Genomic DNA, 15,653 nt, shown 5'->3' on the forward strand with positions numbered 1-15,653 from the left:
AAAGCGTGTTTTGCATACACAAAACACGCTTTTTTAGAGTGTTAACAACTAAAATTTAATTTTTTATAATGGCATTGTGATAAATGTTTTGCACATCGTCACAATCTTCAAGCATAGTTATAAACTTATCAAAGTTAGCAATAACTTCTTCGTCTTCAATTTCAATATTTACTTGAGGAATAAACGTAATTTCGTCTACTTCAAAGTTAATGCCTTCAAATGCGTCTTCAAGGGCTGTTTTTGCTTTAAAGTATTCTGTAGGCGGTGCAAATACCGACACTTTTCCATCCTCAGCTTCAACATCGCTTACATCAACATCAGCCATCATTAGCGCTTCTAATACAACCTCGTCGTCATCTCCTGCAAAGCCAAGTACCGCATAATGATCAAACATATGCGCTACACAGCCGGGTGTGCCAATTTTTGAGTCCGTTTTAGTAAACGGCAAACGAACATCTTTAATAGTACGATTTGGGTTATCGGTTAAACAATCAACAATAACCATGCAGTTACCGGGACCGTATCCTTCATATCGTGCAACAGAATAATCTTCCCCTGCTCCACCGGCTGCTTTCTCAATTGCCTTTTCGATAACGTGTGCGGGTACTTGATCTTTTTTAGCTTTTTCGATTAGGCGGCGCAATGTTTGATTTACTTCTGGATCGGGTTCGCCATTTTTTGCAGCAACGTAAATCTCTTTACCGTACTTTGAGTTTACTTTTGTTTTTGCATTAGCCGTTTTTATCATAGAACTTTGACGAACTACAAATGCTCTGCCCATTTTGTGCCTCTAATGAATACGTTACGTTTTGCAGTATTTTATCAACTCGCAACGTATAGGGCTAGATCAACAATGGGCAAAATTTAATTAATAAAAACTTTTATAACTACATCCTAATTTCAGAATAAATTAAATAACACGCTATTTAACATAACTCTATTTTTTCAGAGTAACTATCCACTAATCCCACTAATTCATAAAAGTCATGTAATACATAATCAGCTTGATCTGCGTAAGCAGGTGTTACATCTGGAGCGTATAAACATGCGCGCATGTTTGCATTATGTGCAGCTTGAATATCGTAAAGATAATCGCCCACATACAATAAATTGCTGGCGTTAATATGCCATAGCGTAGCAATGGCATTTAAAGCACTCGGATCTGGTTTTGCAGGTGCATCACTTCTTGTTAAAACCGTATTAATAGGTAATGGGTTATTTTGCAGCTTAATTGCAGCCGCTTTATCAAAATTACGAGTTACAATCGCCATAGGGATCCCTCTGGCTTTCAATGCATCTACTGCATCAAGTACGCCCGGTAAAAGACTTGCGTGCTGAGCATCTAATAGTTCATGTTGATGGACTATATTCATGGCCTCTTCTCGCATATAGGGTGAGGGTAATTGAGCTATATAATCAAGTAAGTCTTGATCGCAAGGACAACCTATCTGTTCTTTTATAAGAGAAAAATCGAGTTCAGACGATACCAGCGTACCATCCAAATCAAAAATAACACCGTGAATAGCCTCTACCTGAGTTGTCATATCATTCCTTGGTTGTGATTATAATTAGTTAAACGTACTTTAAACATAAAATTCTCTACTGCTTATACTCAAAATTTAGAGATAAATGACACCAATTATATTTAAATTAATAATGCGTAAAACACATCAATCTACTGATAACAAAGCAAAAACAAAAAGCTTAGCAGCTATCTCTAGAATGCGCAAAACAAGGTAAATATACAACATAACTTAACAACTTTTACGAAACTTTACATAGTAAAGATCAATTATGAATGTATCTTAAAAAAAGGGGAATACGCGCACATTAACTTTTGTGCGCGTAGTGTTGTTGGAAGGTATTATTTAAATAATAATTAACTTTAATCGAAGTAGGCTTTAAGCCAAGTATCGTTTTGAGCAAAGTTTAAGGTTTTAATTTTACCCTTGCCCTCAACATTAACCATATTTACTTGAGCTGGCCACAAATCTCGCAGTGCACCATTACTCATTTTTAATCCCTTCAATCCCTTGTGGAATAGGTGCTTCTTGATAGACCCAAAAGAATTTACCATCAACTTGTGCCCCTACAGAACTAAGTGGTATAGGTTCACCACTTAGTGTCTGTAGAGCAACATGCGATTCAACATACTTAGCAAAACGCTGCTGATCGACCTTATTACTAATAATATCGATTTTGCCTTCAAATAATGTTCCTACGGCATGTTCGGTATCGTGTAAATAAAAGCGATGCATTAACTCAACATTATTCGTTCGTTTATTAAAAAGCACGGTTGTAACTGATGATTTTAATTGATGCGCCTCAATCGGCGCAGCAACTAAAAGGCAAACAATAATAAGCAAAAAGCGCATTATTGCGGCTCCCCACCGTCATCTTTTTCGTCTTTCTTCTCATCAGTTTTAAGCTCAGTTTTAATATCTTGCATGATATCGCGACTTACTTTAGCTTTGCTTTTTTCCTTTTTAAACACTTCAATACGTGAAGGAATAATACGACGAGGGTAGTTGTTATTCTCAACGTCTACGTCAGCTGTTTCCCAACCTGGATCAACGGTAACTGATACAAGTGGCTTGTTTTTATCTGTAACAATCAGCTTTTGAACGTTTTTATAATTACGACGCCAAATTTCAGCAGGAATATAACGCTCTTCTTTACTACCATCTTCATAGGTTAGCTCTAATAAAATAGGCATTACCAAACCACCAAGGTTTGAAAATTCCATAACGTAGTAGTTTTTATTTTCCTCTAGAGCACGCTCAAGCGTTTTACGCTCCCACGGCTCTAAGCCTTTTAAAAACTTATTGTATGCGTTACGTTCTTTATTAGTTACAGTAAAGCGATCGTTTTCGTCATAAAAATCGGTAATATCTGGGTTTTTCTCAACCCATGTTTTTTTACCCTGTGCGCGATTACGCTCAACAAATAACGATGTTGGTTTGTCGGCTTCAATGTCGCGTAAACGACTGTAATCAATATCAGGATTCTTAGTATCTAAACGCAGTTGATACACTTTATCTACAGAGATATCTACATGGTCAGTGGTGTAAAACCAGCCACGCCAAAACCAATCTAAATCAACACCTGAGGCTTCTTCCATTGTACGGAAAAAATCAGCTGGAGTAGGGCGCTTATATTTCCAACGCTGAGCATACTCTTTAAAAGCAAAATCAAATAAATCACGACCTAAAATAACTTCGCGTAAAATATTAAGGGCTGCTGCTGGTTTTGTATAAGCATTAGGACCTAAACGTAATACACTGTCTGACTGAGTCATAATTGGGACTTGGTTTTGAGACTTCATGTAGCTCACTATATCGCGAGGCTCTACGCCCCAAGGAATAGTAGGATCCCACTCACGACCGGCAACGCCATCTAAAAAGCTGTTTAAGCCTTCATCCATCCACGTCCATTGACGCTCATCCGAGTTCACAATCATCGGAAAGTAAATATGACCCACTTCATGAATAACCACACCAATTAAAAAGCGTTTTTCTGATTGAGAGTAAGTACGTGTTCCATCATCTTGTAACTTAGTACGCGGGCCATTAAAGGTGATCATTGGGTATTCCATACCACCTACCGGACCATTAACAGACTGCGCAGTTGGGTATGGGTAGTCAAAAGAATACTTAGAGTACACTTCCATGGTGTGCACTACTGATTCAGTAGAGTACTTCTCCCATAAGTCACCACCTTCTTTAGGGAAAAACGACATTGCCATAACTAAAGGCTGAACGTCACCACCTTGCTGATAACCTTTAGCATCCCACATAAACTTACGAGACGACGCCCAAGCAAAGTCACGTACGTTTTGCGCTTTAAAGTGCCACGTTTTAGTTTTGTCGGTGCCTTCTTTTTCGTTTTCTAGCGCTTCTTCTGCGTTAACAATAAACACAGGACGCTTAGATGTTTCAGCTTCTTTTAAACGTTTACGCTGAGTACTTGTAAGTACTTTACTCGCGTTATCAAGTTTACCTGTTGCCGATACAATGTGATCTGCCGGAACAGTAATCTCTACATCGTAATCACCAAACTCAAGTGTAAACTCACCAGAGCCTAAAAACGGCTTGTTTGTCCATGCTTCATAATCGGTATAAGCAGCTAGACGAGGAAACCACTGAGCAATTAAGAATATGTCGTTGCCATCTTCTTCAAAGTGCTCGTAACCAGAACGTGCACCCACTGCATCTTCTTCAACAATGTTGAAGGCAAAGTTCATGCTAAATTCTACTTCTTTACCTGGTTTTAATGGCTCGTTTAAATCAATGCGCATTAAAGTATCAACTACAGTTACGCGTAGCTCTTTACCATCGTCATCTTTTACGCCACTGATTGTATAACCCAGTTCGTTGTCGCTCATAAATTGCTGACGACGTAAATCACCTAAACTTAATTTAGCCGGTTTTTGAGCCGGTAAGCTTTCTAAAGTGCTTTTAAATGTTTTTGTTGTTTCAGCAATAGAATCACTTTTAAAAATATTTTGATCTAACTGTAACCATAAATATTTAAGCGTATGTGGTGAGTTATTTTTATATTCAATACTTTGGCTTGCGGTAATACGACGCTTTTTTTCATCTAATTTTACGTCAATATCGTAATTAACACGTTGCTGCCAGTATTTTTCACCTGGTTCGCCGGCTGCACTACGGTATACATTGGGTGTTGGAAGCGCTTCATCTAGTTGACGAAACTTATCAACGTAAGCGCCCTTTGTTTGCTCTACTGAAGACGCCATAACGCCTGTTGACATTGCCAATGGCAATACAAAAGCGCTCAGCGTAAGAACTGTTTTTTTCATTGTTAGTCCTGATAGGTTTTAGTTATTGTACTGTGGCAAAATAATAGATTTTGTTCAATAAATTAACGATAAAGTGCAGCTTTTATAAGGTGGTATTCACTAAACCCTTACAGTACTTTTTTATGATTATAAATATAGTTAAAATGAACATAGGTAAAACTGTAAAGGGGGTTTACAAAAAATAAAGTTTGAGGATTTAAAAAACTCGAATTTAAAAGAGATTATCTCTAATTACTACAAAAATACACTAGCAAGTAGCTAGCTTGAGTTGCAATAACATCGAATTACATTAATAAAATACCTAAGACTGCTTTAAAGTTTTAATTATTAAGCAAACCTCTCAGTTATGCACAAAAATCACTCATTAAAAGTATCAAGCTAATACTATGTATAAATATTATTTCGCTATTCACTAAAACGATTTAAAATCATTCAAAAAGTAATAAAAAACAACTTATTATTGGCTCAAATATTGCCAGATTTCATTGATACTCACTATTTGTACGATAAATGAAAAATAATGCAACTTTAGGTTGATTTTTGGTGCTATTTATATTTAAAATCGCCCACCTTTTTATTTGAGGCAAATAAATTAGTCACATTTATCCTCAAATTAATATCGATTACTAGCAAGAAATGCGGTGAGCTTATGGATTTTTATATCCTAAAAAAACAACAAGAACTAATTGCTGTCCCAGCAACTGAAAACAACTGCAAGCGGTATCTTGATCTGGGTTACTTTTATATTGATAAAATTGCAGCATGTAATGAAAAAAATGCACTAAAAGCACTACACGCAAAGCAAACAAAAACGTTAAAAATTCCATTATTAATTGCACTTTTAGCATTACCGGTTCTTTTTTCGGCTTGGTACAGTTTAACCTAACGTAATGCATACCTTAGGCTTGCATCTTTAACTGCCTTGGGTATATTGGCGCTCTTACGGTTTAATTAAGAGCGCGACATGAAAGTCCTCCACACCTCAGATTGGCACCTTGGCCAACAATTTTACGAACACGACCGCCGTGTTGAACATCAAGCCTTTTTTACATGGTTATTAGCCACTCTTGTTGAACAACAAATAGACTTACTTTTAGTTGCTGGCGATATTTATCATACAGCGACTCCAAGCGCTAGCGCCGAAAATCAGCTTTACCAATTTATTAAAGACGCCAAAAAAGCATGTCCACTATTACACGTAGTAATTATTGCGGGTAATCACGACTCTGCAAATCGTATTTTGGCAGCTCAGCCATTACTAGCGCAATTTGATACACACGTAGTAGGGCGCTTTGATGTCGCAACACCTGATGAAACTGTTATTACCATAAATACCAATGGTAAACGCGCTGTAATCGTCGCTATGCCATTTTTACGTGCAAGCGATGTAAGTTTACTTAGCCAAACCGAAAGCGGCCCTAGTTATGCTCAAGGCGTTTCAAAAGCTTACGAGCTTGCACTAGAACAAGCTCTTAATGAGAATGAGCAAAACTCACCATTAATAGTAATGGGGCATTTACACGCAAAAGGCGGGGATATCTCAAGTGATTCTGAGCGTAACTTAGTAATAGGTGGGGAAGAGTCTATTTCAGCCAATGTATTTGGTAAACAAGCAAACTATGTTGCCCTTGGGCATTTACACAAAGCGCAACAAGTCGCTAAAAGCGATATTATTCGCTACAGCGGCACACCTATTCCTATGTCGTTTTCAGAGCGTAACTACACGCACCAAGTAAATGTTGTTGAGTTTATTACTGATGAAAAAAACATATTAGTACAACTGTAAACCCCCTTTACATTCCGCGCTCTGCCGATGTAATTATTTTACCAAAAGGGGAGTGTGTAGCATTAAGCGAACTATGCGAGCAAATTAAAGCGCTCGACACCGCACAAAATACAATAGCGCCTTATTTACGTGTAAGGCTTAAATCAAGCGATACCGACACCACCTTCAGAGAACAAATAGAGCAAGCACTTGAAGGCAAGCATATTAAATTTTGTGGTATTGAACGTGTACGTGAGCAATCGACTCAAAATGACGACAACACCGTATTTGAAGATTTAAGCGAAGTTGAAATGCTCAACCCACTAAACCTATTAGAACAGGCATTCGCAAACGATAAAGACATGGCAGGGCAAAGCGTACCCGATGAGCTAAAAGCACTTTTAAGTGACGTGATAAACGAACTTACGGAGCAAGAACAACTATGAAAATAACCGCAGTTCGTATTCATAATTTAGCCTCAATAGTTGACGCTGAAATAGATTTTACTCAAGCTCCATTAAAAGATGCAGGCTTATTTGCGATAACAGGCGATACAGGCGCGGGCAAAAGTACCTTTTTAGATGCGATATGTTTAGCGCTTTATACTAAAACAGCGAGGCTACGCGGTGATAAAGGTAACTTAATTGAGTTTAACGGCGACAGCATTAAGCTAAATGATGCGCGAAACTTACTACGCAGAGGTACGTGGGAAGGCTACGCCGAGGTCGACTTTTTAGGGCAAGATAAACAGCTTTATCGTGCGCGTTATACAATTGCACGCACCCATAAAAAAGTAACAGGCAAACTTAAAGTAGCAGAGCACACTTTATTAACCCTGCCAGACGAAACCCTTATAGCTGACAAAAGCCACACAATAAAAGAAGTCGAGAGTAAAATAGGGCTTAACTTTGAGCAGTTCTCCCGTGCCGTACTTTTAGCGCAACATGAGTTTGCTGCATTTTTAAAAGCCACTGGCGATGAGCGAGCGCAACTTTTAGAGTGCTTAACAGGCACCGATAAATTTAGCCGTATTGGCGTGCGTATTTTTGAACGCCATAAAGAGCAAATAGCAAAGCTTGAAGCGCTTAAAGCAGGCCTTCAAAGCTATACCTTGTTAACGAGCGAAGAACTTGAGTTACAACAAACCAAGTTAACCGATTTAAAAACGCAAACCGAACACACAAAAAAAGAGCTAACTAAAACCGAAAAAGCACTTAACTGGTATCAGCAAGCTACAGTGCTTGAGCAAAACTTACTGCAAGCACAGCAAACCCAGCAACAAGCAAGCTCAGCACTTGAAAGTATTACCTCACAAAGCGAGCAGGCAAAACAAGCTAAACAAGCGCTTGAAATAAAAGATAACCGCAGCCGTTTTACTTTGTTAACCGATCAAAATACGGCGTTAGAACAGCAAATAACATCACTTAAAAGTGTTGATCATTTAGCGGTAATTAACGAGCGTAATACCGCGCTTGCTAAGCATACCGAGCTACTTAATAACGCCAATGAGCAAAAACAAAATGCAGCGCCCGTTATAGCAAAAGCGAGAGAGCTCGACAGCAGCATTGCTTTGCAAACTCAAGCAGTAAAAGGCACAGAGTCTCAAATAACCAAAGAGCAAACTCAACTTGATGAGCTCACACAGCAGCTTAAACAAAGCAATAACGAGCTAGAACTCGCTAATACCGACTCAACTAAAAGCCAGCAATGGCTTAATGAGCATGCACAGCTGCATGTTTTAGCAAAAGACTGGAGCTACTATCAGCAAAGCTTTAATACTTACTTAAATGCACAGCAGCAATTAACCGCAAACCTTGCACAAAGCCGAACTCTTAATACCGAGCTTGCAGGTCAGAGCGAGCGTTTAAATATACAAAATAATAAAGTGCAGCAGTGCGAGGCGTTACTTACGAGCGAGCAGTCAGCTTTGCAGGTTTTAAATACTCAGCTTAATGAATTTAATGCAGAGCACTGCGACGCGCAGCTAAAAAGTATTGATTACTTAAAAGAGCAGCGAGAGCGCTATAAGCAATTTAACGCAGAGCTAAAACAAAGCACTCAACGCCTGCAAGTGCTCAATCAGCAGCTAAATGAAAGCCAGCAAGCCCATACTTTACTTAATCAGCATTTAATAACTAGCGAGCAAGCACTTAAAGGCAGCGAGTACGCACTTAACCAAGCGCGTTTAAGAGCTAGCGAAAACGTAGAGCATTTACGCACTGAGCTTCGCCCTAATGAGCCTTGTTTAGTGTGCGGCGCAACGGATCACCCGTATGCGGCAGCTCAAAATCAGCAATTAAATAACTTAATTATTGATTTTGAAAATGCTTTTAATATAGCTAAAAAGCAATTTGACCATGCACAAAGCGAGCTGCATAAGCACCAAACTCAACATGCTGTGTTAACTGCTGAACACGGACAACTTGAGCAAATAATACAAACAGCAAAAGCCAAACAGCTCGACATTAAAAATACCATGCAAGGCGCACGTAGTGAGCTTAACGACTTAACGCCTGATCAGCTTGAAGTAACTTATAAGCAATTAACGCAGCAAAAAACGCAATACTTTGAGCAGCAAAAACGCCAACGTACACTGCAAACCAAAGTAAACGAGCTACTAGCAGCACTTAAAGCAGAGCAGCAAGTACAGCAGCAACTGAGTAATAAACACCTTGAGCTTACACACCATCAAAACCAATTAACGAGTAAGCATAGTGAGCTAAGTACGCAAATTAACGAGCTCGGTACAATGCTTAATAGCCAATTTGAAAACAGTGATTTTTGGCAGCAACTACAGGCCAATAAGCTTGAGCTTACCCAGCTGCACGAGCATGTTACGCTGTACCAGCAAACTCAAACGCAACTTGAGCAAAGTCAAAAACGTCAAGACACAGCTAATGAACAAATAAAGCAACTCACACCGCTTATAAGTAACAACGAGCAATCGCTAAAAGCACTTAATGAAGAGCTTTTAAAAGCTAAAGCGCTATTAAACGCTTCGCAAAGTGAGCGCTTAGCTTTATTTAATAACGAGCAAATAAGCGCTGACGACTACCAAACAAAACTCACAAGTACGCAAGAGCAAATGCAATCGCAGGTTCAAGCGAGTCAAAAAGCCTATGACGACGCTATAAAACAACGAGATGAGCACACCATAACGCTTAAAAATGTAGAGCAACGCTTACTTGAAAACAGCCAAGAGCTAGCAACACTTGAAGCACGCTATAACCAGTGGTTTGCTGACTTTAAAGCGCAATACAGCGGTGCAACACACGAACAGATCAAAATTTTACTAACGCTTAGCAGCGAGACTATTAAAGCGCATTTAACTCAGCACGAGCAGTTAACCCAAGCGCTAACAGATGCAAACGCCGCATTAAAACAGCAGCAACTTACGCTTGAAAAACACAACAGTAGCGATAAACCAACACAAAGTGCAGAGGCTTTAAGTACGCAATTAAGCAACTTAAACGAGCAACAAACGCAGCTGCAAAATTTACTACTAGCAACTAATACCGCTATTGAGCAACACAACCAAAACGCAAAGGCGCTTGAAGGTAAGCAAGCTGAACTAACTACACTTAAAACGCAGGTTGAGCAGTGGCACTTGCTTAATAAAGTATTGGGCGATGCAACGGGTAAAACCATGCGTAACTTAGCACAAACACAAACGTTAAAAATATTACTGCACTATGCCAACAGTCATTTAAAAACGCTCAACAAACGTTACGAATTAACCGCCATAGCGCAAACGCTCGACATTGCGATTATCGACCGCGACATGGCCGACGAGCAACGCTCTGTTAATACGCTCTCAGGCGGTGAGTCATTTTTAGTATCGCTAGCGCTTGCACTTGGTTTAGCATCGCTTTCGTCAAACAAAGTACAAATCAATTCTTTGTTTATTGACGAAGGGTTTGGTACGTTAGACAGCGAAACCCTAAGCATTGCAATGGACGCTTTGGATTCTTTGCAAGCACAAGGCAGAAAAGTAGGCGTTATATCGCACGTAACACAAATGAGCGAGCGCGTAGCCACTCAAGTGCATGTAGCGAAAAAGCCAGGTGGATATTCCACAGTTGAAGTTTTATAACAACATTACTGCAAACAAGGAAATACAATGCCAACGTTTACAGGCGAGCAAGCAGCACAATACGATAGCCGTATAACCCGTTTAGTCCCTGGTTATGAATTATTACATCAGCTCACTAACGCGCAACTACAAGCAACACTAAGCGACAATGCACATATTTTGGTAGTAGGGGCAGGCACAGGCAAAGAAGTACTCGCATTAGCGGCACTAAACTCTACGTGGCAATTTACTGCGCAAGATACATCGGCCGATATGCTTGCTATTGCAAAGCAGCAATTTGACGAGCAAGGTATAACAAGCCGAGTAAATATTCATAATGGCCCAGTTGATAAACTATCGGTTAAAGCCGATGCTGTTTTATGTTTATTAGTCATGCATTTTGTAGAGGATAACGGCGATAAAAAAGAGTTATTAAAAGCGATTAAAGGCAGCCTTAAAAAAGACGCCAACCTTTATATTGCAGATTTAATGCGCCCCGAAACGTTATTTGAGCGCGAAGCCCAGCTTACAACGTGCGCGCAATTGGGTTTAACCGAAACAGGTAAAACACAAACAGGGCACGACTTAGAAAATGAGTTTTACCCGCTTGATAGAATGCGCTTTAGCGAACTGTTAAACGAGTGCAAATTTGGTATTCCGAAGCTGTATTTTAAAGCTCTAGGCTTTAGTGGGTATGTAATCAAATAGTTTTAAATTTAAGTAATATAGCCAAATAAACACCGAGTAAGCTTACTCGGTGTTTTTATATAAACCCCTCCACACCCCGAAGTTTCTCTAAGCGTAGGTCGGTTAAGCGAAGCGCCACCCGACGCTCTAATATTAACATTACTTGTACTAGCTCAGCTTCTTACTGTGTCAGTAAACTTAACCAATCTCTCCAAGTGCTTTCATCGCAGCTTGTGCTTTGTCTGTTTGTACAAAAATATGGTCGTGATAAAACGCAGCAACCACATTAGCGCTAATGCCATGCTCAGTTAGCTTTGCAGATACCGCAGCAGTTAGCCCAACGGCCTCAAGGCTTGAATGTACGTTAAGGGTAATTAAATTATATTTACCTTCATAGGTAATACCTGCTCTGTCGGCAGTTACAGCTTTTAAAATAAGGGTTAGCCCTTCTTCTTCAACATAAGTGGCAAGTGGCGCTAAGTGAACATAATCAGCAAGTGAGCCTGCTAAGCAACAAAAAATATACTCGCCTTGCTTAAGCGCTGGCTGCATTGATTTTAATAATTCGTTTAACTCTAAAATTCCGGCCATGGTCGATCCTTACAATGTGTTATTTAACCTGAACTCTGGTTATTTAGTCATTTTTAGCTGCGCGACTAGCTCGCTTAATCTCGCAATTTTTATATTACTTAGTTGCCTGTAATCAAAATATGGGCACACAATAATGTTGTTACTGGTGTCTATTGCAAACTCGTCGTCGAGCCAATCAAGCTGTACATGAAGCTTACCTTGTTGTAATAAGTTTTTAGCGTGCGTACGCCCTGCAATTATGTGTAACTGGTTTTTATTGCTAGAAGCTTTATTTGCACAAGTAATAGTAATGTTAGGCGCGCTAAATAGCAGGGCAGTTTTACTATTTTTTTGTAGTAAATACTCATCGCGATATTGTTGCCAAGTAGAGGCTTGTTTAGCAAATGAATAATGCTCACTTGGCAGGGAAAATAGCACTTTTGCGTACACGTTAAACACTTTGCGCCAACCATTACCACAGTGCTGGTTTATGGTATTTATTTGCTCATTTATAACCGGTTCTAGGCATTCAAGTGTTTCAAAAAACGGCATTGGCGGCGCTTTTGCTACGTATACCGCTACGCTAAATTGCGTATCACCTAAGCCAACTAATTGGGTATTCAAGTTAGTTAGCCTTGTTTTGCGCTAAAATACGGTCGAGGTTATTTGCAAAGTTTTGGCGATCGGTTTGGCTAAGTGGCGGCGGCCCACCACTCATTTCTACGCCACTTGAGCGCATGGTATCCATAAAGTCGCGCACGTTGAGTATTGAGCGGATATTCTCGGTGGTATAAAGCTCGCCACGCGGGTTGAGTGCTTGCCCGCCGTTATCAATTACTTCACTTGCTAGCGGAATATCACCAGTAATAACTAAATCGCCTTTTTCAATACGTTTTACTATTTCGTCGTCGGCTACATCAAACCCCGACGATACTTGAACGCGGCTTATGTATTTTGACGGCGGAATACGCATTGCGTGATTAGCCACTAAAATAGTCTCGATTTTCATACGCTCTGCAGCTCTAAAAAGTATTTCTTTTATAACAACAGGACACGCGTCTGCATCTACCCAAATTTTCATGCTATGGTCATTTTTATTGCTTTAGAATTAATATGATCCTATAGCAAATTTTTTTAATCGGCTAGCAAACTTTATATCCATCTATATTTAGATAATACGTACTATTTATGTAATTTAAAAAGGAGCTTACATGACGGCTATAAAATACGGTTTACTTATTACAGGGCTATTTTTTCTTAGTGCTTGCACCAGCCCTCCTGAGGGAATAACACCCGTTAAAAACTTTGATATACAAAAATATAAAGGCAAGTGGTTTGAAATAGCGCGGCTCAATCACTCATTTGAAGAAGGTATGGAGCAAGTTACTGCTACGTATTCAATTAACGACGATGGCACGGTAAAGGTCCTTAACAAAGGGTATTTAACAGATGATAAAAAATGGGATGACGCCGAAGGCTTAGCCAAGTTTGTTGAGGGCACTGACACAGGGCATTTTAAAGTCTCGTTTTTTGGCCCATTTTATGGCGCTTACGTCATTTTTGAGCTTGACCAACCCGATTATCAATATGCATTTATAACCAGTTACAACAAAGATTACTTGTGGTTTTTGTCGCGTACACCAACGGTTAGCAAAGAGCTTAAAGAGCACTTTTTAACTAAAGCAAATCAGTTGGGTTTTGCTACCGATGAAATTATTTGGGTAAACCATTAGGGTCTGTTTATCTTTTGAGGCTAAATGTGTAGCTCTGTGTTTGGTGTTAAAACAAGGCTGAGTCTATGAAATGTGGTTTCTCCACATGAATAGGCTGTAACGCAGCACAAATAGATGCCAAACATGCGCTGCCGGTTTGGTCTAGGGCCGATATACACTTTGTTACTTGATTTTTACTTATTCTTACATGGATGTAAGCCAGTAGGGTAACGCAGGAGCAGTTACTTATCCCACTAGGTTACACACCTCGCGCCGCAATTAAATCGCCCCTGAATAGAACAAATTTTAATTCGGGAAGGTCAACAGTACTTGGTATGTAAAGGGGCTTTACAGTTACTAAACAGCTAATTGTTACAGCTGTAATTAAATGATCATATCACTGTAAAGTAATTTAAATATACCGTTGCTAAATTACTTACACTTGCTACAAGACAGCGAGTAATTGGCATACTGAATATCCCCCTATTTTTGGCAGGCTTTATAGCTTGCCATTTTTTTTGCTAAATTTAGATAACCAATAACAGATCACGATTTTACTAACTGAAGCTAATTTAGCGCTAAAAACGGCAACGCAGTACAAATAATATGTTATTTAAAACACTAAACTATTTTGAACAATCTATAATATTTTATAAAAAATCCTTAAAATTTATATGCTTATATTAATATAGCCAAAATAAATAACACTTCATAGCCTCTTTAAATTATTTTACAAAGTAGCACACTTAGTAAAATATTGATCCAAGCAGTTAATAACAGCATTTTATTTTGTTATTTAGTAGTGCATTTTTTAAATACATTTTTAAAATAATTAAATTTGCGACTTAAAAACAGTTAAAAATATGCAAATAGAGTCCAAAAAGTAGCAAATAAATTATGTATTTAGCTCCGTAAACTTATTAATTACTGTTTGTTTAATCTGCTTTTTAAATTGTTCGTGAGTACGTAATTTTTCGGTTTATCTACGTTAACTTTATATTTTTACATTATATACAGTAAGTTAGCCCATTCCCAAAAGCTGATTTACCTTTAAAAAATCATCAATACTATCCAGAAAATAAATTAATAAAAATTAATCCATTAATATTAGTATAATAATGATCCAAGTCATTTACCATCTAGCAAGACAGAACCTATGATGTGTGGTTGCTCCTCATAAATAGGCGATAACGCAGCATAATACCAAACATGCGCTGCCCTTTGGTCCCTCTAGTGACAGTTGACTCTTTGTTGCCTAAATAGATGTGGGTGAGGGATATGAGCAAAACGTGGAAACTTTGCTCGGTTTTTACTTATTTTTACGCAGATGTAAGCCAGTAGGGTGACGCAGGAGCCGTTACCGAGCTCTCTCGTTTACAAACTTCGTATCGCGATTAAACCTCCCCTAGATTGAACAAATATTAACTAACAAAGATCAACACGCCCTCGTTATTATTTTTAATCATTGCGTGTATAACTACTTAGTAAAATAATGATCTTAAATAAACAACCATATTTGCCCGTTTACCTATAATATTTAAGCTTTTAAGTACTTTAAAATACAAAGTAAAAATGACAATGAGCGATCAGAGAAAGCTAAACTACGTAGAGTTGCAGCATATGACTTATCGCCTATGAAAAAATTTTAGTAATGTATTTAACTGTGAGTTTACTGACTATGGACCAGAGTACACGGCTTTTAGCGGATAAGGCTTAGACGGTGGGATTTTTTAGGCTCCATTCAAATCACTGACTCAACACAGAGCAGCACGACTTATTTTTACAGCGACGACATACATACAACGTTAAAAAGTAACCTTATTTGGTGGCACAATATTAAAGCCTATTTTTTAGCTCCCTGGTGGTTGTCGGTCTCACTTTACAGAGCCAAGTGGTAACAAATTTGCTGTATGGGCGGAAGAACACTAGGTTTTATAGGGGCTGCAGGTCATTAATACGCAAAGATCAGAATTTTACTAACTAAACTCGATTTTAGTTAAAATAAACCGATTTTTTACCAACTCA

At 38.7% G+C, this 15,653-nt stretch carries 10 protein-coding genes and 3 pseudogenes; 6 read left to right on the forward strand and 7 right to left on the reverse strand.

Going from position 1 to position 15,653, the window contains the following annotated elements; genetic code table 11:
• Positions 1-55: 55 nt before the first annotated feature.
• The 4 genes and pseudogenes from P20652_RS13095 to P20652_RS13085 form a co-directional block, all read right to left on the reverse strand.
• Positions 56-781, reverse strand: coding sequence for a YebC/PmpR family DNA-binding transcriptional regulator (locus tag P20652_RS13095; RefSeq protein ID WP_008166979.1), 726 nt, complete (start codon positions 779-781; stop codon positions 56-58).
• Between the two features lie 145 nt (positions 782-926).
• Positions 927-1,544 (reverse strand): HAD family hydrolase, encoded by a 618-nt coding sequence (locus P20652_RS13090; protein ID WP_008166980.1) that lies wholly within the window; start codon positions 1,542-1,544, stop codon positions 927-929.
• A 341-nt stretch (positions 1,545-1,885) separates the two neighbouring features.
• Positions 1,886-2,375 (reverse strand): annotated as a pseudogene (locus P20652_RS17645) (DUF6702 family protein).
• Complete coding sequence (locus P20652_RS13085) at positions 2,375-4,822, reverse strand: M1 family metallopeptidase (RefSeq protein ID WP_008166986.1); 2,448 nt, start codon at positions 4,820-4,822, stop codon at positions 2,375-2,377. The pseudogene P20652_RS17645 and the gene P20652_RS13085 overlap by 1 nt, the downstream one beginning before the upstream one ends.
• 649 nt (positions 4,823-5,471) lie before the next feature.
• Between P20652_RS13085 and P20652_RS13080 the strand changes: the two genes are divergently transcribed.
• The 4 genes and pseudogenes from P20652_RS13080 to P20652_RS13070 all read left to right on the forward strand — a co-directional run bounded on the left by P20652_RS13080 (position 5,472) and on the right by P20652_RS13070 (position 11,367).
• Positions 5,472-5,708, forward strand: a complete 237-nt coding sequence (locus tag P20652_RS13080) for a hypothetical protein (RefSeq protein ID WP_008166988.1) — start codon at positions 5,472-5,474, stop codon at positions 5,706-5,708.
• A 78-nt stretch (positions 5,709-5,786) separates the two neighbouring features.
• A pseudogene (locus tag P20652_RS17650) lies at positions 5,787-7,033 on the forward strand (exonuclease SbcCD subunit D C-terminal domain-containing protein).
• A complete protein-coding gene (locus tag P20652_RS13075; RefSeq protein ID WP_008166995.1) occupies positions 7,030-10,680 on the forward strand; it encodes an AAA family ATPase in 3,651 nt (1,216 codons plus the stop codon). The pseudogene P20652_RS17650 and the gene P20652_RS13075 overlap by 4 nt, the downstream one beginning before the upstream one ends.
• Before the next feature lie 27 nt (positions 10,681-10,707).
• On the forward strand, positions 10,708-11,367 hold the full coding sequence (locus P20652_RS13070; RefSeq protein ID WP_008166997.1) for a class I SAM-dependent methyltransferase: 660 nt from the start codon (positions 10,708-10,710) through the stop codon (positions 11,365-11,367).
• A 177-nt stretch (positions 11,368-11,544) separates the two neighbouring features.
• Here P20652_RS13070 and P20652_RS13065 read toward each other — a convergent pair whose 3' ends face one another.
• Genes P20652_RS13065 through P20652_RS13055 form a run of 3 tightly spaced genes read right to left on the reverse strand, consistent with a single transcriptional unit; the run spans position 11,545 to position 12,997 of the window.
• On the reverse strand, positions 11,545-11,937 hold the full coding sequence (locus tag P20652_RS13065; protein ID WP_008167000.1) for an ACT domain-containing protein: 393 nt from the start codon (positions 11,935-11,937) through the stop codon (positions 11,545-11,547).
• 39 nt (positions 11,938-11,976) lie between these two features.
• The gene (locus P20652_RS13060) at positions 11,977-12,540 is read right to left on the reverse strand and encodes a hypothetical protein (RefSeq protein ID WP_008167002.1); all 564 of its coding nucleotides are present in this window, start codon (positions 12,538-12,540) and stop codon (positions 11,977-11,979) included.
• A 1-nt stretch (position 12,541) separates the two neighbouring features.
• Entirely contained in the window at positions 12,542-12,997 is a 456-nt protein-coding gene (locus P20652_RS13055; protein ID WP_007376692.1) for a YaiI/YqxD family protein, read from the reverse strand.
• Between the two features lie 130 nt (positions 12,998-13,127).
• Here P20652_RS13055 and P20652_RS13050 point away from each other — a divergent pair, with 130 nt between their 5' ends.
• On the forward strand, positions 13,128-13,649 hold the full coding sequence (locus P20652_RS13050) for a lipocalin family protein (protein WP_008167004.1): 522 nt from the start codon (positions 13,128-13,130) through the stop codon (positions 13,647-13,649).
• A 1,557-nt stretch (positions 13,650-15,206) separates the two neighbouring features.
• Positions 15,207-15,557, forward strand: a pseudogene (locus P20652_RS20775) (VOC family protein).
• Positions 15,558-15,653 lie beyond the last annotated feature (96 nt).

Source organism: Pseudoalteromonas sp. BSi20652, from assembly GCF_000239855.1.
Classification (GTDB): Bacteria; Pseudomonadota; Gammaproteobacteria; order Enterobacterales; family Alteromonadaceae; genus Pseudoalteromonas.